Origin of the sequence: Foliimonas ilicis (assembly GCF_039939195.1) — a bacterium.
GTDB classification, from domain to species: domain Bacteria; phylum Pseudomonadota; class Alphaproteobacteria; order Rhizobiales; family Rhizobiaceae; genus Foliimonas; species Foliimonas ilicis.
This window is the reverse complement of sequence record NZ_JBDUUH010000001.1, coordinates 1,045,916-1,064,440: the sequence shown is the minus strand read 5'-3', so window position 1 is coordinate 1,064,440 and position 18,525 is coordinate 1,045,916. Positions and strand designations below refer to the sequence as shown.

Annotated in this window: 16 protein-coding genes; 5 read left to right on the top strand and 11 right to left on the bottom strand. The window is 58.4% G+C overall.

The genetic code is table 11. The features are described 5' to 3' along the window. Positions 1-200: 200 nt before the first annotated feature. The 6 genes from ABFT80_RS05325 to ABFT80_RS05300 all read right to left on the bottom strand — a co-directional run bounded on the left by ABFT80_RS05325 (position 201) and on the right by ABFT80_RS05300 (position 9,007). Positions 201-875, bottom strand: coding sequence for a Crp/Fnr family transcriptional regulator (locus tag ABFT80_RS05325; protein ID WP_347970780.1), 675 nt, complete (start codon positions 873-875; stop codon positions 201-203). A 10-nt stretch (positions 876-885) separates the two neighbouring features. Continuing rightward, positions 886-1,665, bottom strand: coding sequence for an N-acyl amino acid synthase FeeM domain-containing protein (locus ABFT80_RS05320; RefSeq protein WP_347970779.1), 780 nt, complete (start codon positions 1,663-1,665; stop codon positions 886-888). 138 nt (positions 1,666-1,803) lie between these two features. Then, a complete protein-coding gene (locus ABFT80_RS05315; protein ID WP_347970778.1) occupies positions 1,804-4,116 on the bottom strand; it encodes a putative bifunctional diguanylate cyclase/phosphodiesterase in 2,313 nt (770 codons plus the stop codon). A 119-nt stretch (positions 4,117-4,235) separates the two neighbouring features. Beyond that, the gene (locus ABFT80_RS05310) at positions 4,236-7,715 is read right to left on the bottom strand and encodes an indolepyruvate ferredoxin oxidoreductase family protein (RefSeq protein ID WP_347970777.1); all 3,480 of its coding nucleotides are present in this window, start codon (positions 7,713-7,715) and stop codon (positions 4,236-4,238) included. A 174-nt stretch (positions 7,716-7,889) separates the two neighbouring features. Continuing rightward, positions 7,890-8,405, bottom strand: a complete 516-nt coding sequence (locus ABFT80_RS05305; protein ID WP_347970776.1) for a hypothetical protein — start codon at positions 8,403-8,405, stop codon at positions 7,890-7,892. Then, the gene (locus tag ABFT80_RS05300) at positions 8,402-9,007 is read right to left on the bottom strand and encodes a CGNR zinc finger domain-containing protein (protein ID WP_347970775.1); all 606 of its coding nucleotides are present in this window, start codon (positions 9,005-9,007) and stop codon (positions 8,402-8,404) included. Before ABFT80_RS05300 ends, ABFT80_RS05305 begins: the two co-directional genes overlap by 4 nt. Before the next feature lie 80 nt (positions 9,008-9,087). On the opposite strand from ABFT80_RS05300, the gene ABFT80_RS05295 reads away from it, so the two are divergent. The 4 genes from ABFT80_RS05295 (at position 9,088) to ABFT80_RS05280 (ending at position 13,194) form a co-directional block, all read left to right on the top strand. Continuing rightward, positions 9,088-10,011, top strand: a complete 924-nt coding sequence (locus tag ABFT80_RS05295) for a branched-chain amino acid ABC transporter permease (RefSeq protein WP_347970774.1) — start codon at positions 9,088-9,090, stop codon at positions 10,009-10,011. A gap of 154 nt (positions 10,012-10,165) precedes the next feature. Next, a complete protein-coding gene (locus ABFT80_RS05290; protein WP_347970773.1) occupies positions 10,166-10,750 on the top strand; it encodes a TRAP transporter small permease subunit in 585 nt (194 codons plus the stop codon). Further along, positions 10,750-12,474 (top strand): TRAP transporter large permease, encoded by a 1,725-nt coding sequence (locus ABFT80_RS05285; RefSeq protein ID WP_347970852.1) that lies wholly within the window; start codon positions 10,750-10,752, stop codon positions 12,472-12,474. The genes ABFT80_RS05290 and ABFT80_RS05285 overlap by 1 nt, the downstream gene beginning before the upstream one ends. A gap of 105 nt (positions 12,475-12,579) precedes the next feature. Further along, complete coding sequence (locus ABFT80_RS05280; RefSeq protein ID WP_347970772.1) at positions 12,580-13,194, top strand: carboxymuconolactone decarboxylase family protein; 615 nt, start codon at positions 12,580-12,582, stop codon at positions 13,192-13,194. A 51-nt stretch (positions 13,195-13,245) separates the two neighbouring features. Here ABFT80_RS05280 and ABFT80_RS05275 read toward each other — a convergent pair whose 3' ends face one another. Further along, positions 13,246-14,352 carry a TRAP transporter substrate-binding protein gene (locus ABFT80_RS05275; protein WP_347970771.1) on the bottom strand — a complete coding sequence of 369 codons (1,107 nt, stop codon included), beginning with the start codon at positions 14,350-14,352 and terminating at the stop codon, positions 13,246-13,248. Between the two features lie 267 nt (positions 14,353-14,619). On the opposite strand from ABFT80_RS05275, the gene ABFT80_RS05270 reads away from it, so the two are divergent. Further along, positions 14,620-15,393: a gamma-glutamyl-gamma-aminobutyrate hydrolase family protein gene (locus ABFT80_RS05270; protein ID WP_347970770.1), complete on the top strand. Its 774-nt coding sequence runs from the start codon at positions 14,620-14,622 to the stop codon at positions 15,391-15,393. Here ABFT80_RS05270 and ABFT80_RS05265 read toward each other — a convergent pair whose 3' ends face one another. The 4 genes from ABFT80_RS05265 to ABFT80_RS05250 form a co-directional block, all read right to left on the bottom strand. Continuing rightward, positions 15,394-15,792 (bottom strand): hypothetical protein, encoded by a 399-nt coding sequence (locus ABFT80_RS05265; protein WP_347970769.1) that lies wholly within the window; start codon positions 15,790-15,792, stop codon positions 15,394-15,396. It lies immediately after the preceding gene. Positions 15,793-15,904: 112 nt separating this feature from the next. Further along, on the bottom strand, positions 15,905-16,927 hold the full coding sequence (locus ABFT80_RS05260) for a LacI family DNA-binding transcriptional regulator (protein ID WP_347970851.1): 1,023 nt from the start codon (positions 16,925-16,927) through the stop codon (positions 15,905-15,907). Between the two features lie 68 nt (positions 16,928-16,995). Next, a complete protein-coding gene (locus tag ABFT80_RS05255) occupies positions 16,996-17,928 on the bottom strand; it encodes a DMT family transporter (RefSeq protein ID WP_347970768.1) in 933 nt (310 codons plus the stop codon). 116 nt (positions 17,929-18,044) lie between these two features. Continuing rightward, complete coding sequence (locus tag ABFT80_RS05250) at positions 18,045-18,515, bottom strand: MarR family winged helix-turn-helix transcriptional regulator (RefSeq protein ID WP_347970767.1); 471 nt, start codon at positions 18,513-18,515, stop codon at positions 18,045-18,047. Between the last annotated feature and the right edge of the window lie 10 nt (positions 18,516-18,525).

The window sequence follows — 18,525 nt, the reverse complement described above, 5'->3', positions numbered from 1 at the left end:
CGACGCGCGCCCGCAGCTCTTGCCGGGTTTCGCCAAAAATCCTCCTCCCATGCCGATCCGAGAGCATCGGTCTATGCGGCAGTCTTCTTATTCTTGGGCGTCAGGCTATCTGAAAATGCGCCCTCTTCAACTCGCACATTGACAGACAGGCATGCTGATTGTCTTATTCAATGGCACCTGTTGTGTGCAGGCAGGTTCCCTCACCCTTCATATTTGCTGAGTGCTTCGAGATCGATGATCGCTATGCGTTCGTGCTCGACACGGATCAGCCCTTCCGCTTCCAGCGCCTGCAGGCTTTTGTTGGCGACCTGCCGCGACACGCCTGCCAGAAGACTGAGCTCTTCCTGTGTGATGTCGATGGAGTTGCGCACGCCCGGATAAAGCACCGGATTGAAGAACCACGAGAGATTGCTAGCCACACGCGCCTTTGGATCGAGAATTCGGTCATATTCGATGGTGGCGATGAACTGTCCCATCCGCTCGTTGAGCTGGCGAACGAGAAAGCGATTGAAGCCCGCGCTATGCTCGTAAAGCCAGAAGAACGTCGCCTTGCTCAGCATGGCAAGCCGCGTATCGCGAATGGCGACGAGGTCGTATTTGCGCGGCTCGTCCTTGAGAACGGAGCCTTCGCCGAACCAGCCGCCGGGGCCAGCCCCGGCAAACGTCATCGCCTTGCCGCTTCGTGAAATCGCGCTGATTTTGACCAGCCCGGTTACGACCCCGGTCCAGTAATCGAGCCGGTCTCCGCGATGGCAGATGTAGCTGCCCTTCGCGAAATTCCGCTCCGTCAGCCCGCGACGCGCGCGCTCAAGCTCGTCTTCCTGAAGCTCGGCCGCCCAGGCAGCAATGCTCGCGATGTCGCTTCTGGCGCTCATGGCCCCAAGGTCAGGCAGCGTCCGACAGATATTTCGCGGTCGGCAGAATGGTAAGCGGCGCAGGCTCGCCCTTCAAAGTCGGCCCGAACATCAGGCGTCGTTCCATTTCCGTCGATTTGAAAAACGGGAAACGCTTGAAGGAGCGCTCGCGGATCGCATCGACATCGGCCCGGTAGAGCACGACCTTGTTGAAGACGCCGGGATAGGAACGCGCTTCGCTGATCTTCTCGGCATAATAGATGCGCTTGTAGAAGCCTGCATGGTCCTCACGCACCGTCAACAGACAATAAGGCGTATCGAAATGGAAGCAGGCCATGCCCGCCAAACGCAAGGTCAGATACGGAATCTGTGGAATAAGGCGTGACCATTCAGGATCGGACGCAAAACGACTCGGGCAAATGAACGTCGCGCCATTCGCCAGCATCGGATAGACGACATCGCCGAATGCCTTCGCTGAAGGCGATTTTGGCGTCGCCAGCGTCACATGATGAAGCCGCAACGTCGAGACCAGAATGCCATCGACATAGATGCCATAACGGTAAACATTCGGCACTTCATCGAGTTCGTCGGAGATCGTCTGGTTCTCGCTATCGGGAACCATGTCATTGGATTTGTAGGATTTATAGCGAAGACGGTAGATGTCTTCGAGGTCTTCGCCGCGGTCACAGCGGCGGTATTCCGTCCGCTCCAGAACCTCTGAAACATTCTTGACGAAATTCGACGTGAAACCACTTCCTGTGGTTTCACCAAAACCAGTACGTTCGCCCGGTAATATCCGTTGCGCTGCCATCACTTCCCCGTAAAACTCCGCCGCCTGCAAAGCGTAGGGAACCAAGCCCAGATGTAAAGACGAAAATAGAGTCGAAATCGTTTACCAAACGTTAAGGTTAACGCTATTCGGCCCGCAACCTGAACGGGAAACCGTATCTCACAACTTGCGGCGTTTCAGTTCCTTGGTGCTTTCATCAGCGAAAGGCCAAACCGAAAGGGACATGGAATCTATACCGGATGCGCTGAGGGCGGAGCCAAATAGAAAGCCCTGAACCAGATCAGGCTTTACCTCCTGTGTGATGATCTTCAACTGCTCGAAAGTTTCGACGCCCTCGATCGTCACCGACAGCTTGATCAGGCGGCAAAGGCCGACAATGCCTTTGAGCAGCTCAAGCGAGCGGGCATTCTGCGTCACGTCGATCAGGAAGCTGCGGTCGATCTTCACCTTGTCCAGCGGCAATTTGTGGAGATAGCTCAGGCTCGAATAGCCCGTACCGAAATCGTCCAGCGCAATGCGAACGCCAAGTGCACGAAGTTCGGCTACATAGGTCCGGGTCAGCGATTTGTCGTCGAGCAGCGCCGTTTCGGTCACCTCGATTTCCAGCCGGTGCGCCTCCAGGCCGGATGATTCGAGCGCCTCCTTCACCCGATCGACGACCGAGCGCTGGCGGAAATCCCTGGCCGAAAGATTGACGGAAACGCTGATCTTGTCGGGCCATTTCACACATTCGGCACAGGCGGATTTCAGCATGAAATTGCTGATATCCGAGATCACGCCCATTTCCTCGGCAAGCGGAATGAAGACGGAAGGCGAAACAGCGCCGAGATCAGGATGGTCCCACCGGCAGAGCGCCTCGCAACTGGTAATCCGCATCGTGTCGATGGCGACGATCGGCTGATAGACGACACGCAACGCGTTTGCCGCAATCGCACCGCGCAGATCGGCCTTCATCAACTGCTTGTTGCGGAATGCCTCGTCTATGGATGCCTCGAATAGCTGCCAATTGGCCTTGCCGATCTCCTTGGCCTTGTAGAGCGCAAGGTCGGATTTGACGATCATGCCGTCGACATCGCTGTCCCTGACCACTGACAGCACAGCGCCGCCGCTGGCCTGAATGCGCAGATTGTGCCCGGCGACATCGACGTCGCCCTGCAGCGCATTGAACACCGCATCGATGCGGAGGTTCAGATCGTCTTCGTCGATTACCTTGTCGAAATAGACCATGAATTCGTCGCCGCCGAAGCGGCTGACTTTCACGCCCTCTTCGTCGAACGCAACGAGCCTTTCGGCAACCGCATAGATCAACCCGTCGCCGACCGGATGACCCAGCGTATCATTGACGCTTTTGAAATCATCCAGATCGATGACGGCCAGCGCGCAGAGCCGGTCAGGATCACCCGAAGACATGAACTCGGCAACCAGCTCATGGAAATAGGCGCGGTTGGGCAGGCCGGTCAGGCCATCATAGCGTGCCATCGACCGGATTTTGGATTCGGCCTCGACGCGCTGCGTCACGTCTTCGAAGGTGATGACGCCGAGTTCCTGGCTGCCTTCGCGTGCCGAAAATTCGTAATGCTGCCCGTTTGAAAAGCTGACGAGGATTTTACGCCGCCTGCCCTCGCGCAATGCTTTCGCAAGTTGCGATTCGACGTAGCGGCAGTCTTTCTCCGCCAGAATTCCGCCCGCCACACCACGCCGCAAAAGCGCATGCATGGACCGTCCGAGCAGGGCATCCGACGATTTCAGCCACATCAGCTTTGCGGCTTCCGCATTGGCAACCACCACGCGACCACTCGGCGCCAGCATGATGAGCCCGTGCGACATGGTGTTGAGCGCGCGATTGAAACGCTGCGCCAGACGTTTTGCCTTCTTCTGCTCCAGAATGGCCGAAGAAAGAACGTCGCGCACGGTGTCGGCGAATTTCTTGATCGCAAAGAGGAACGGTGCGGAAAACAGGCCGAGCACGACGTGATAGAAATCACCGCGCAGCAAAAAGCCGATCGAAATCGGCCAGGTCAGTGCAATGATGAGGATGATGACCATGCGCGGCGACGCATAGTTTCGGCCAGCAATAGAGGTTGCAGTCGCCAGAGTTATGCAGATCGAGGCGATTTCGGCAAAATCGTCATGGGCGAAGTAGATGCCGAACAGGCAGAAAATGCCGAGCATGCCGCCATGCAGCGAACCGTAGAAAATATAGTCGTTTTCCCGGCGCCGCGCTTCCTGCCACGTACGCGGCATGGGCAAGCTGGTATATTTGCGGAAATTGCGCATTCTCAGCGCGCCGACGACGACCATGCCCGCGGCAACGCCGAGATAGAGCGGGTTCATCGTTTTCCAGTAGACGAGCATTATCAGCAGGGTCTGCGCGACCATGCCGATCGCCAGCGTCCTGCCGTCACGAAAAAGCGTCTCCACAAAAGGGATGTAGAGATCCGCTGGAATTTCGTTTTTTCTTCTGGCGTTCACACCTAAATCCCGTCCCTGGGCACGCAAGAAGTGACACGATCACATTAAAAATTCTTTAGGACGTAGAGGAAAACCTTAAAATCCAACTGGATAATACGATTGAAGTTCTTTGATAACGCCTATTCGGCAGCCTGAACCTTCATCCGGATTTCCTCGCTGGATAAACGGTCACGAAGCCTGATGCGTTCCCCCTCGGCCCTTGTAACACTTGCCTGTTTCACATGACCATAACCGCGTATGGTTGCCGGCAACGATGCCAGCGCCACCGCGGCGTCTATTTTATCCGGTCCAAGCAGATTTTCCACCAAGGCCAGATCATCTTCATAATCGACAAGCAGACGGCGTTCCATTCGTCTCTCTGCCGTATGGCCGAATATATCGAAAAGCGTACCGCGCAATCCTTTGAGTGCGGCGAGCACGCGAAAGCCCTTCATCATCCAGGGACCGAAAGTGGATTTGCGCGCCTTGCCGCTTGCATCCCGCCTGCCCAGAACAGGCGGTGCCAGGTGGAATTCGAGCCGGTCATACTCCTGGAATTGCGCCGCAAGCTGCCGCTTGAAAGAACCGTCCGTATAAAGCCGCGCGACTTCGTACTCGTCCTTGATCGCCATCAGCTTGAAAAGATTGCGCGCGACCGCCTCGCTGACCACCGTCGAACCGGGCACCGCTTTTTCCTCGGTTGCCCGCATCGCCGAAACGCGATCCTCATAGCGCCTGGCATAGGCTGCATTCTGATAGCCCGTCAGGAAGGCTTTACGCTTGGCGATGACCTCGTCCAGCGTCTCGGCGATATTCGTTTCCGAAGACCCCTTTCCCGACGCCTCGACGAGATCGCGGACAAACTCCGGCGCATGGGCTGCCCGGCGCCCCCAGCGAAACGCAGAGACGTTCATGGCGATCGCCTCGCCATTCAGCGAAATCGCCTTTTCGATGGCTTCCGCCGAAAGCGGCAGCGCACCAAGCTGGTATGCGACCCCCAATAGAAACATGTTCGCGCCAAGCGAATTTCCGAAAAGCACGGTCGCAGCGCGCGTCGCATCGAAGAAATGTGATTTATCCGGCCCTGCAGCCGCGCGGATCGCCTTTTTTAGCCGTTCGACCGGCAGGAAGAAGTCCGCAGAGCGCGCGAAATCGCCCGGCATCACCTCTGCCGTGTTTGCAATGAAAGTCGTCCGGCCTTCGCGAGCGGCGGAAAGCACCTTCTTGTTGCCCGAAACGATGAGATCGCAACCCAGAATGAGATCTGCCTTGCCGGCGGAAACACGGATCGCATTAATGTCCGCCGGTGATTTCGCGATGCGGACATGCGTGAAGACGGCGCCGCCCTTCTGCGCAAGCCCGGCCATGTCGATCATGCCGCAGCCCTTGCCTTCTAGATGCGCCGCCATACCGAGTATCGCGCCGATGGTGACGACGCCCGTGCCGCCGACGCCATCGATGATGGACGCCCAGCCTTCATTGCCGAGCGTTGCGATTTGCGGCTCCGGCACGCTGTCCAGCGGATCGGACGTACTGGCGATGCCGCCCGCCTTTTTGATCTTCGCGCCATGCACCGTCACGAAGGACGGGCAGAAACCGTTTACGCAGGAAAAATCCTTGTTGCAGGACGATTGGTCGATGCGCCGCTTGCGGCCGAATTCGGTTTCGACCGGCTGGATCGAGACGCAGTTCGACTGCACGCCGCAATCGCCGCAGCCCTCACAGACGAGTTCGTTGATGATGACGCGTTTGTCCGGGTCCGGGAACGTGCCGCGCTTGCGGCGGCGTCGCTTTTCGGCAGCGCAGGTCTGGTCGTAGAGCAGTACGGAGACGCCTTCGATCTCACGCAATTCGCGTTGCACGGCATCCAGATCGTCGCGATGATGGATCGTCGCGCCTGAGGGAAACTGCATCCGCCCGGCGTATTTTTCCGGCTCGTCGGAAACGATTGCCAGCCGCTCCACACCCTCGGCGCGCACCTGTTGCGCGATCATGTCGACGGTCAGGCTGCCTTCATGCGGCTGGCCGCCGGTCATCGCGACGGCATCATTGTAGAGGATTTTGAAGGTGATGTTCGCCTTGGAGGCAAGCGCGAAGCGGATCGCCAGCGAACCGGAGTGGTTGTAGGTGCCGTCACCCAGATTCTGGAAAATATGCTCGCGTTTCGAGAAAGGCGCCTGCCCTATCCACTGCGCGCCCTCGCCGCCCATCGCGGTGAAGCCGATGGTCGCGCGGTCCATCCACAGCGCCATGAAGTGACAGCCTATACCGGCACCGGCGATTGAGCCTTCCGGCACTTTGGTCGAACTGTTGTGCGGGCAGCCGGAACAGAAATAGGGCGTGCGGCCACCGACATCCTTGGTTTCGGCCAGCATCGCCTGAAACTGCTTCATCCGGTTGATCCGCGCGGAGATTTGCTCCGACGGCCCGATCACCTTCAAAATGCGCTCACCCAGCGCAATCGCAATGTCGTTCGGGTCGAGCGCGCCCTTCGCCGGGAAAAGCCATTCGCCGCGCTCGTCGCGCTTGCCGATGATTGCGGGCTGCGTTGACGTACCGTAGAGGCTCTCGCGAAGCTGGACTTCAAGCAGCGAGCGCTTTTCCTCGACCACGATTACCATATCGAGACCGCGCACGAATTCGCGAACATGGTCGAGATCGAGCGGCCACGGGCAGGCAACCTTGAACAGGCGAACGCCGATCCGGTTCGCCTCATTCTCGTCTATACCGATGTCTTCCAGCGCCTGACGCACGTCGAGATAGCTTTTGCCGACGGTCATGATGCCGATTTTGGGCTTGGACCCGCCGGAATAGACGATGCGGTTCAGTCCGTTGGCATGAATGAAGGCGGATGCGGCGGCGCGCTTGAATTCGTGAAGCCGCGCTTCCTGTCCAAGCTGGTCGAGTTCGTGGCGGATGTTCAGCCCGCCGGGCGGCATGTCGAACTCCGGCAGCACGATGTTCAGCCGCTCAAGCGACGCATCGACGGAGGCAGTCGATTCGATATTGTCCTTCACGCATTTGATGGCCGCCCATGTGCCCGCAAAACGCGACATGGCAAAGCCATAGAGCCCGTAATCGATGACCTCCTGCACACCCGCCGGATTGAGGATCGGGATCATCGTATCGACGAACAGGAACTCCGTGGCATGGGCGTTGGTGGAGGATTCCGCCATGTGGTCGTCGCCCATCAAAGCCAGCACGCCGCCATATTTCGACGAACCGGCCAGATTGGCGTGGCGGAACACGTCGCCGGAGCGGTCTACGCCTGGCCCCTTGCCGTACCAGACGGAAAAAACGCCGTCATATTTGCCTTCGCCCAGCAATTCCGTCTGCTGGGTGCCCCAGCATGCCGTGGCCGCCAGTTCTTCATTGAGACCCGGCTGAAAGACGATGTCGGAGCCGACGAGCTGCTGGCGCGCCTTCCACAATTGCAGATCGAGCGCCCCCAAAGGCGAACCGCGATAACCGGAAACGAAGCCTGCTGTTTTCAAGCCATCCAGCCGGTCGCGCTCGCGCTGCATGAGAAGCATACGCACCACAGCCTGCGCGCCCGAAAGAAAGATGCGCTCCTTCGAAAGGTCGAATTTGTCGTCGAGCGCAACGTCGTGAAGGGTCATCAATGCTTTCCTCTGCGGAAGCGACCCGCCGAACTCTGGCCGCTAACGTCGGGATTCTGGAATGGGAGTCTCTTCGTGCAACGCAAGCGCGTCAAACGATTTTCGTCTCATTCCCGATTCGCTTTGAAAATACCCTCGGAAGCTATCGCGGCGCTGAAGAAATTACGACGCGATTTATCTGGCCGCGGGACAAGCGGTACCGCGCCCGCCCGGCAGCTTCCCATCGGGATGCCCAGCAAGTTCGGGATTGGGCGTATAGAGCGAACCCACCACCAATGGACGATCCGGCAGCATGCTCTGATCCTGCGAGGAAACCATCGTCGTCTCGATCTCCTGCAGGACCGATCCGCCCTCGCCCTCGATGCGGATCGAAACCTTGTATGGCCTGTCCTTGACGACGCATTCCAGCGGCGGGCTCTCTATCGTCACCTTCTGGTGCTCGGGCCAAAGTTTCTGGCGCACCACCATCGGCGCGCCGCCCGCCGGGTTTTCGAATGTCGTCACCGCGAATTCATTGTCGCCGACAGGCTTCAGCGGGTTGAGCGTCAGCAGATAGCGGACGGTGGCGACGCGGTAGTTGAACACGAACAGCCGCCCCGAAAGCTCGAAATACTGCTCCGCCGTGTCCCGGCAGGACGAAACGGCGAGCATTGCCGAAAGGGTCAATGCCACGCGAAAACCCGTTCTCATGAACTCACCCTCCCCGGTTGAGCCTTGCGAAGCCGGTAATGCCGTTTTGCCTTCTGGCGATTTCCGCAGACCGCCATGTCGCACCAGACGCGGCTGCCATTGCGGCTGCGGTCCAGAAACAGCCATGCGCAGTTCGCGCAAATCCGGATGCGCTCGCGGATCGGTTGAGCCAACAGGGAAAGCGCCGAAACCGAAAGCGCGGTCTCGATGCGCATCGGCGTTTTTGGATTGCCGAATGGCTGTTCAGCCGTGACCGTCTCTTTCGAACCCGCCATGCCTGTTGCGCAGGCCGAAAGCATCGTTGCAACATCGTCGGCGCGCATGCTTTGGTTCAACACGGAGTGCCGGAAAAGCCGGTCCACCGCCTCTCGCAACGAAACGACCGATGTGTGAACCGCTTCCGGGTCGACTGCCGAGATTTGCCTCCCCGCCAGTTCGTCGGCCCGGAAGATGCTCGCTGCTTCTGCGAAACGCGCGATTTCGTCAGGATTTTCAAAGCGGTCGAAACTGCGTTCAGAGTCGCAGCGCAACACCACCGTATTTGCGAGATCCAGCGCCAGCACGCCGCCGGAAAATCTATGCTCTGTCCATTCGACTGCCATGGCAAATCCTAACCTGTAAAATACGTTTGACAAGTTAGATTCGAGCGCGCAGCGTGAAATGCTTCAGAGCGGAGCCAATCTTGCTTTATTTCTTTCAGCAGGTTCTGAACGGCGTGCATTCCGGTGCACTTTATGCGCTCCTCGCCTTTGGCTATGCGCTGATAAACGGCATGCTTCACCGTGCGAACATCGCCCATGGCGCGGTCTTCGCCATTTCCGGGCAGATCACGATCCTCGGTGCCGTTTTCGGCTGGCAGGTACTCTGGATGACGCTGCCTGCCGCCCTTCTGTTCGGCACAGCCACAGCCTTTATCTATGCCGCGTTCATCAGCTATCTGCTGGCGCGCAATGTGCTGGCGCCGCTGGCGCGCCAATCGCCCAATACGATTGTTGCCGCAACGCTGGGCGTTGCCATCGCCCTGACCGAGCTTGGCCGCATCGCTTCGGATACGAAGGATTTCTGGCTTCCGCCGATCCTTTCGACACCGATCGTCTTTGCATCCTCGATGGATTTCCGCGCAACACTCACGCTGTTGCAGATCGTCAATTGTTCGATTGCCGTTCTGACGCTTCTCCTTGCAAGCACCGCGCTTGCCGGGTCGCATTTCGGGCGGCAATGGCGCGCGGTTTCCGATGATCCCGGCATGGCGGCGATGGTCGGCATCGATGTGCCCAAAATATTCTCTCGCGCCATCGTGTTCGGCGGACTGGCTGCGGCACTGGCCGGCATTCTCGCAGCACTTCACTATGGAAATATCGGCTTCGGCACCGGCCTGTTCTTCGGCCTCAAAGTGCTTTTCATAACCGCCATCGGCGGCTTTCACTCGCCATCCCGCGCCGCGATGGGAGCTGCCTGCTTTGCCATCGTCGAATCTCTATGGGCCGGATATTTCCCAATCGAATGGCGCGACGTAGCGATGTTTCTGGCGCTCGTCGCTATCCTCGTCCTTCGCCCGCGCGATGAACTGGGCGTCCAAACCAGCTTTCTTCGACAAAAGTCTTAGAGCCTTGGCGCGCCTTGCGGTTGTTTCCCGGTAATTTTGATCGTAGGCCAGATTGGTCCAGACGATGTTGACGGAGTAGCACACGCGCGCTCATATGCTGCCACTTCAAGCGCTGCGCCAAGACATCGCTTCACGGGGAAATGGGAGGAAATTCATGAGAGGGCTTCTGGCTCTGGCCGGTTTTATCGACCGGGTAAACGAGTTCATCGGCAAGTCTGTGTCGTGGCTCATCCTTGCGGCCGTGCTGGTGAGTGCGGGCAATGCGATTGTTCGCAAGGCGTTCAACATGTCGTCGAATGCCTGGCTGGAACTGCAATGGTATCTGTTCGGCGCGGCATTCCTGCTGGCTGCCGCCTATACGCTGAAGCAGAGCGAACACATTCGCATCGACCTGCTTTATGGCGCCTTATCGCGCAAGACACAGCACCGCATCGATCTGTTCGGCCACGTCTTCTTCCTGATGCCGTTCGTCACGCTGATGCTCTATTACCTCATTCCGTATGTCAGCCGGTCGGTCCGCTCGGGCGAATATTCGTCGAGTGCCAGCGGCCTCATCATCTGGCCGGCAAAAGCCTTTCTTCTGGCAGGCTTCGCATTGCTGTTCTTCCAGGGGATTTCCGAGATCATCAAAAAGGTCGCCATCATGCGCGGCCATATGGATGATCCGACCCCCTACATACCTCCGCATGAGCAGGCAGAACTCGAAGGCAAGGCGATTGCCGAGGAGGTCCGCTCGTGATGGAATTAATTGCCCAGAACATGGCTCCGATCATGTTCGCTTCACTTATCCTTTTCCTCATTCTCGGTTATCCGGTCGCCTTCGCGCTTGCAGCGAACGGCCTTCTTTTCTTTGTCGTCGGCGTCGAGCTTGCACCTCTTTCGGGCGGTAGCATCAACCTTTCATGGCCTTTGCTCACCGCAATGCCTGATCGCCTGTGGGGCGTGATGTCCAACGAGACATTGCTGGCCATCCCCTTCTTTACCTTCATGGGCATCGTGCTCGAACGCTCCGGCATGGCGGAAGACCTGCTCGACACAATCGGCCAGCTTTTCGGCCCCATCCGCGGCGGTCTTGCCTATGCGGTCATCATCGTCGGTGCGCTGCTTGCAGCAACCACCGGCGTCGTGGCGGCATCGGTCATAGCGATGGGCCTGATCTCGCTGCCGATCATGCTGCGTTACGGCTATGACCGGAAACTGGCCAGCGGCGTCATCGCGGCGTCCGGCACATTGGCGCAGATCATTCCGCCGTCGCTCGTTCTCATCGTCCTGGCCGACCAGCTCGGCCGTTCGGTCGGCGACATGTACAAGGGCGCGCTGATCCCCGGTCTCGTTCTGACCGGGCTCTACATGCTCTACGTTCTGATCGTTTCGATCGTGAAGCCGAACGCGGCACCCGCCCTTCCGCTGGAAGCGCGCACGCTCGGCCATGGCGTCATGTCACTTCTGGTCGCAGTGATCGCGGCAGGCGCGATAGCCTATGCGGCGCACATCTACCTCTACCCGACCCAGGGCGCGAATGCCGACATTCTGGGCGGTACGGTCGGCGTGGCCTTCATCTATGCCGTAGCGCTTGCCGACAAGGGCCTGAACATCAATATGATGTCCCGGCTGGCGCAGCAGGTCATCATCGTTCTGATCCCGCCACTGGCGCTGATCTTCCTCGTTCTCGGTACGATCTTCCTCGGCATCGCGACGCCGACCGAAGGCGGCGCAATGGGCGCGGTCGGCGCACTCATCATGGCGGCGGCGAAAGGCCGTCTTTCGCTGGATGTCGTGAAACAGGCTCTGGCTTCGACCACGCGCCTGTCGTCCTTCGTCCTGTTCATCCTGATCGGTGCGCGCGTCTTCTCGCTCACCTTTTATGGTGTCAACGGCCACGTCTGGGTTGAGCATCTGCTCGTTTCCCTGCCGGGCGGTGAAGTCGGCTTCCTGATCGCGGTCAACATTCTCGTTTTCCTCCTGGCATTCTTCCTAGATTTCTTCGAGCTGGCCTTTATCATCGTGCCGCTTCTGGCACCTGCTGCGGAAAGGCTCGGCATCGACCTGATCTGGTTCGGCGTGCTTTTGGGCATCAACATGCAGACGAGCTTCATGCATCCGCCATTCGGCTTTGCGTTGTTCTATCTGCGTTCGGTGGCCGCACGCGTGCCCTATCTGGATCGCATTACCGGCAAGAAGATCATGCCGGTGACATCCGGGCAGATTTACTGGGGTGCAGTGCCGTTCGTCTTCATCCAGCTCATCATGGTGGGCCTGACCATCGCGTTCCCGCAAATGGTCATGCACTACAAGGGCAAGCCGGTCGATCCATCGACGATCAATATGGAACTGCCGGAAATGCCAGGGCTGGGCGGACTATCGCCCTTTGGAATGCCGCCCGCACAAGAAGGTGGAGAAGCCGCACCACCGGCAGGCACACAGCCACCGGCGAATGACCTCTCTCAACCGCCGAAATTCTGATCCTGAAAAGCCCGGTCTCGAACCGGGCTTTTTATTGGCCGCAATTCCTGCCCGGCCGGATTTCTGGTAAGCTCGCTTTCGGCGGGACTTTCCTTTGGAGGTCCAATGTTTCTGAAAACGATAAGCCCCGAAAATGCGACCGGCAGGGTCGCCGAAATTTATGAGAAACAGAATGCGCAGAGCGGCTTCGTCATGGACGCCGCGCGCTGCTTTACGTCGCGCGGCGATCTCTTGCCGCTCTATACCGATTTCTCCGACGGCATCCGCGCGGGCTTCTCGCTCGGCATGCGTGAGTGGCGGCTGATCACGCTGATTGCCGCAAAGCTAATCCCATCCACCTATTGTTCGCATGTCTACGGCAAACAACTGATCGGCGATCTCGGATCGAAGGAGGCTGTCCTTGCCGTGCAAAGAGATTTCCGCAATGCGGGTCTTCCCGGCAAAGACGTGAAGATGCTGGACTATGCGGAGAAAGTCGTCGTCGACGCATCCAATATTTCCAAAAGCGACATCGACACGCTGCATGCAGCCGGCTTCAGCGACCCGCAAATTTGCGACATAGCGCTTTGCGCATCGTTCCGCTGTTTCGTCAGCCGCTTCTTCGACGCGACCGGCGCGGGAACCGAAAGCGTCTTTCTGGATGCGGACGAAAAATTCCGCAGCGCCATGACGGTCGGAAAGCCGGTTTCCGTTCCGCATTTCGAGGTGGGCGCTTCATAAAAAAAACCCGGAGCCGAGGCCCCGGGTTTGTCCGATCACTGCGAAATCGGCTTACAGCTTGCCGTTGCGCTGCTGGATCATCATGAACGTGTCGTAATTGTATTCCGCGATCTGAGCCCAGAGATAATGCTCCTTGCGGAATGCGACGATCGAGTCCCAGATCTTCTTGAAGGCCGGGTTCGTCTTGTCGAGTTCCGCATAGACCTCGTTTGCCGCCTCGTAGCAGGCCTCGAGGATTTCCGGGCTGAAAGGACGCAATTGCGCGCCATTCGCGACCAGCCGTTTCACGGCACCCGGATTCACATAATCGTATTTCTGGAGCATGTCGGCGTCGGTCGCCTGCGCTGCCGTGTGCAGGAGCGATTTGTAGTTGTTGGGAAGCCCTTCGTACTTCTCCTTGTTGAACAGGAAGTGGACGGTCGGACCGCCTTCCCACCAACCCGGATAGTAGTAATAAGGCGCGACTTTTTCGAAGCCGAGCTTCTCGTCATCGTAAGGACCGACCCATTCGGCAGCGTCGATCGTACCTTTTTCAAGCGACGGATAGATGTCGCCGCCTGCAAGCTGCTGCGGCACGACGCCCAGCTTTTCCAGAACCTTGCCGGCAAAACCGCCGACGCGCATCTTCAGGCCCTGCAGATCGGCAACGGTCTTGATTTCCTTGCGGAACCAGCCGCCCATCTGAACACCGGTATTGCCACCGGGCAGACCGAACAAATTCTGCGTGCCGAGGAACTCGTTGAACAGGTCGATACCGCCGCCATGATACTGCCAGGCGTTCATACCGCGCGCATTGAGCGCGAATGGAACCGCAGCGCCCAGCGCCCATGTCGGGTCCTTGCCGACATAATAATAGGCGACGGTGTGGGCCACTTCCACAGTTCCGTTCGACGCTGCATCGGCAGCCTGAAGGCCCGGAACGAGTTCGCCTGCAGCGAAAGGCTGAATGGTGAAATTGCCGTCGGTCGCTTCCGACAGATATTTGGCGAGCGTATCGGCACCGCCATAGATCGTGTCGAGCGATTTGGGGAACGAGGAGGCAAGCCGCCACGTCACTTTTGGATTGGATTGGGCGATTGCGGGGGTTGCCAGCGCTGTTGCAGCAGCAGCACCCGCCCCGGCAAAACCTGCCTTGGTGATAAACGATCGGCGATCCATGAGTTCCTCCCTATTATGGACCAGATATAAGAGCAGCCGATTGTAAATATGGATAAATCCGGTGCCGGCGCCTTGGAGACAATACACGTCGAACACCCCAAGTCCAGCACTTGGCAAGCCTTGAAAGCCTGTCAGCGCCTGCAGTTGGACTATAGTCTAAGGCAGCGCGCGCAAGCTGATGTGCCAATCGAAATCCGGGTTGGAAAAACCATCCGGAATCGCCTATTTTCAGGTCAGCCAATTCGTATTTGCGTGAAAGCCTCTCAAATGTCCCAGCCGCTCGTCGCCATTTCGACCGATGTTCGCCAGTTCGAGAACTACACCTGGCATGCCGCGCCCAAGCAATATCTGGAAGCAGCACTCATCGGTGCGGGCGTGTTTCCAGTGCTCGTGCCGTCCTTCGGCGACAAGCTGGACCTCGACAGCCTGCTGGAGCGCGTCGATGGCGTGATGATCACCGGCTCGAAAAGCAATGTGCACCCTTCGCTTTATGGCGAGGAAGCAACCGAGGCCAACGGCCCCTACGATCCGGATCGCGATGCGACCACGCTGCCGCTGATCCGCAAGGCCATCGAAAAGGGCGTTCCGCTTCTGGCGATCTGCCGTGGCATTCAGGAAATGAACGTCGCGCTGGGCGGCACGCTCGCCACGGAAATTCAGGAGCGCGAAGGCGCACTCGATCACCGCGCGCCCGTCAGCGACAATCAGGATGAGCGTTTCGCGATCCACCAGTCGATTTCGATCAAGCCGGGCACCTGCCTTGCAGGGATTTTTGGCGCAGGCGACATAAAAGTCAATTCCGTGCACCGTCAGGGAGTCGGCCGTCTCGGCTCGAAACTGCAGGTGGAAGCGGCTGCAGAAGACGGAATGGTCGAAGCCGTGTCGGTCATCGGCTCTCCGGCCTTTGCCGTCGGCGTTCAGTGGCACCCGGAATACTGGTTCAAATCCGACAGCGCATCAGCGCGCATATTCAAGGCCTTCGGCGATGCCGTACGGCTTCATGCCGCCGGAAAGATCGCCGTTAGAAACGCCGCCGAATAGCTATTCGACCATCAAAGACAGCATCGGTGCGTGCGGCTTGAACGATTCGTAGGCCGCACCGTCCGCGACCGAGAATGTCACGATCGGATCGACGCCGTTTTCGGTGAACGAAACCGCGCCATCTTCGTCTTCCACCCAGAATTTCGCATCGCTGATGCCGGGATAGATGCTCTTGCAGTCATCATCGACATGCAGGAACGATTTGCCATCGGCAACGACCGCGCCCTTTTCGATGTGGCAGCTATCTGCACTTTCCGCCGTCTCTATCCGATAGACGGTCGATGGATATTCGAGCGTCGTCTTCGGCACGATTGCGGTCGGCTTTTCTTGCACCGGCCCAAAAACAGCGAACGCACCTGCAGCGATCCCTGCCGACAATAGAAGAGTGAGCGCCTTCAATATACCAACCTTTGAATGGGAAGCCCCTGATTCACTATCCATTAAGCATGAATTGGGGCTTCTTAAGGCATGGTTAATCGGAAAAGCGAAAAACGGTTCCTTGAATGTCCTATTATTTGCGTTCGACGGGCTGCGTGGTGGACTGCCGTACATGAAGCTCCGGCTTGATAAGCTCCTGCGAAGGGCGAACCTTCTGACCGTTGAGCTTATCGAGCAGAGCGCTGGCCGCACGCCGCCCGACTTCGCGCTGGCCGTTCCAGACGGTCGTCAGCGCGGGCGTGGCGATTGCAGCTTCTTCGAGGTCGTCATAGCCGGTCACGGAAATATCGACGCCGGGCACCAGCCCTGCGCGCGCAATGCCGTTCATCAGGCCGATGGCGATCAGATCGTTCCAGCACACGACCGCGGTCGGCTTGTCCTGCAAGGCCAGGAACTGCCCGGTAATCTCGAAACCGGCCTGCTTCGTGCGCGGTCCAGGCAGACGCCACGAAGGACGTACTTCCAGCCCCGCAGCCTCCATCGCCGAAAGATAGCCTTGATAGCGATCCCGGCCGGTCGATGTCTGATCCGTGCCGCCGATCATGGCTATGCGCTTGTGCCCAAGTGAGATCAGATGGTTTGTGGCAAGCCCGGTGCCATAGGCGTCGTCGCCGCGAAACACCGGCACTTCCGCGCCCTCGACGCTTCTGGCAATCAGCACTGCGGGCAGGCCGTTCTCTTCGGCCATTCTGATGTCTTCCGGCGGCGTACCGATTGCCGGCGACATGATCACACCATCCGCACCAAGTTGCAGCAGCGTGTCGATGAACATGCGCTGCTTTTCAAGCTGGTCGTAATGGTTGGAAAGAATGAATGTCTGGCGGCTGCGGTCGAGCTCGGTCTCGATCGAACGCAGGATTTCCGCAAAGAACGGGTTCATGATGTCGTGCACCACGACACCGACGATGCCGGAACGCGAGGTTCTCAGGCTGGCTGCACGACGGTTGTAAATGTAACCGATCGCGCGCGCATGTTCCTTGATACGCTCGCGCGTCGCATCGGCCACAAGCGCACTGTCGCGCAACGCAAGCGAAACGGTTGCTGTCGATACACCAAGCGCATCTGCGATGGTGGATAGCTTGATCTTCTGTGCCAGCCGCGTGTCCTCCCCGATTCAACAGTTTAATTAAACTATTTAAACGGGATTGCGCAACTGTTCTGAAATCAGAGCTTTTTTGCCAATTGCTCGACATCGGCATTCGGCGCAGCACGGTTCAGCACCCGCAGCCTGTGTTCGCGATGCACGATATAGAGGCCGCTGGCGACGATGATCGCCGAGCCGACAAGCGTCCAGCGATCCGGCAATTGATGGAAGACCAGCCAACCGATAGCGATCATCCAGAGCATCTGGAGATAGGGATAGGGCGCGAGTGCCGTGGTGGTCGCCTGCTTGTAGGCCTTGATAAGCAGCCAATGGCCGAACCCGCCAAAAAAGCCGAGCGAGAAAAGCAGCACCCAATGCAACGGTTCCTGCGGCAGCGAATATTCGAACGGCACGACCGGAAGCAGCATCAGAACCGGTATCAACGCGGAGTAGAGGATCAGGCTTTCCGGCGTCTCGCGCGCCGACATATGGCGCGTCATGATGACATAGAGGCTGTTCATCAGAGTCGCCCCGAATGCGTAGACATGGCCAATGCCGAAAGATTCGAAACCCGGCCGCACGATGACCAGCACGCCGACAAGCCCTACACAAATCGCCAGCCAGCGCCGCCAGCCGGCCCATTCGGCCAAAAGCGGCCCGGCCAGTGCGGTGATGATAAGCGGGCTGAGGAACATGATCGACATGGTCTGCGCCAGTTGCAGCGTATTGAGCGCCGCAAAGTTCAAGGCTGTCGTGGTGAACATGAACGTTCCGCGCAGTAGCTGGCGCGGCAGGCTTTGTGCACGAAACATGCGCCAGCTTCTAAACAGCAGGATGACCATGAGGAGGTGAACCGCAAAGCGCATCCACGACACGAAGACGGGCGACATGCCCGCAAGCACAAGCGTCTTGGCGCTCGCATCGAGGAAGGTGAACAACACCCCCGCAGCGAATACGAGGAAAATCGCGTTAAGTGGCGTGGCTTGTTCTGTTTGTTTTACGGGAGCGTTCACGAATCTCTGGCCGGGTATGAAATGTCTTTTTCGGCCGGATAGTCGGATGCGGCAAGACAAAAAGCTGTCTGGCGGCAATTAGGTGTTTGTACCAGGAAGGCAAGCCCTCGCGATTTCTATTCGTCGGTGTCTGGCTCGTCGTCTTCACTCTCGACCACAGAACCCGAAAGATTAGCCTCTACACGCGAAAGCAGCTTGCTCAGCGTCTTCTGCTCTTTCTTGTCGAGCCCCTGAAACGCCTGCTTTTCTGTTTTCTTCACCGATTTTTCGATGGCGCGCATCGCTTCGCGGCCAAGATCGGTGAGGAAAATATGGGCCTGCCGCGCATCGCCATTGGAAGCACGCTTTTCGAGAAAGCCCTGCGCCTGAAGCCGGTTAATGGTCTTGGTGATGGTCGGCGGACGAACGCCGAGCTTGCCTGCCAGCGTTCCGGGCGTCTGCCCGTCCTGCTTGTCGAGCGCCAGCATGATCTGGTCCTGCCCGGCGTAAAAACCGTGCCCTAGAAGGCGCGCCGCCAATGCGGTGCGGGAAAGCCGTGCAGCCGAATGCAACCGGCTCATCGTGGCAGTTCTGTCAGCCTTGGCCATTTCGTTTTCC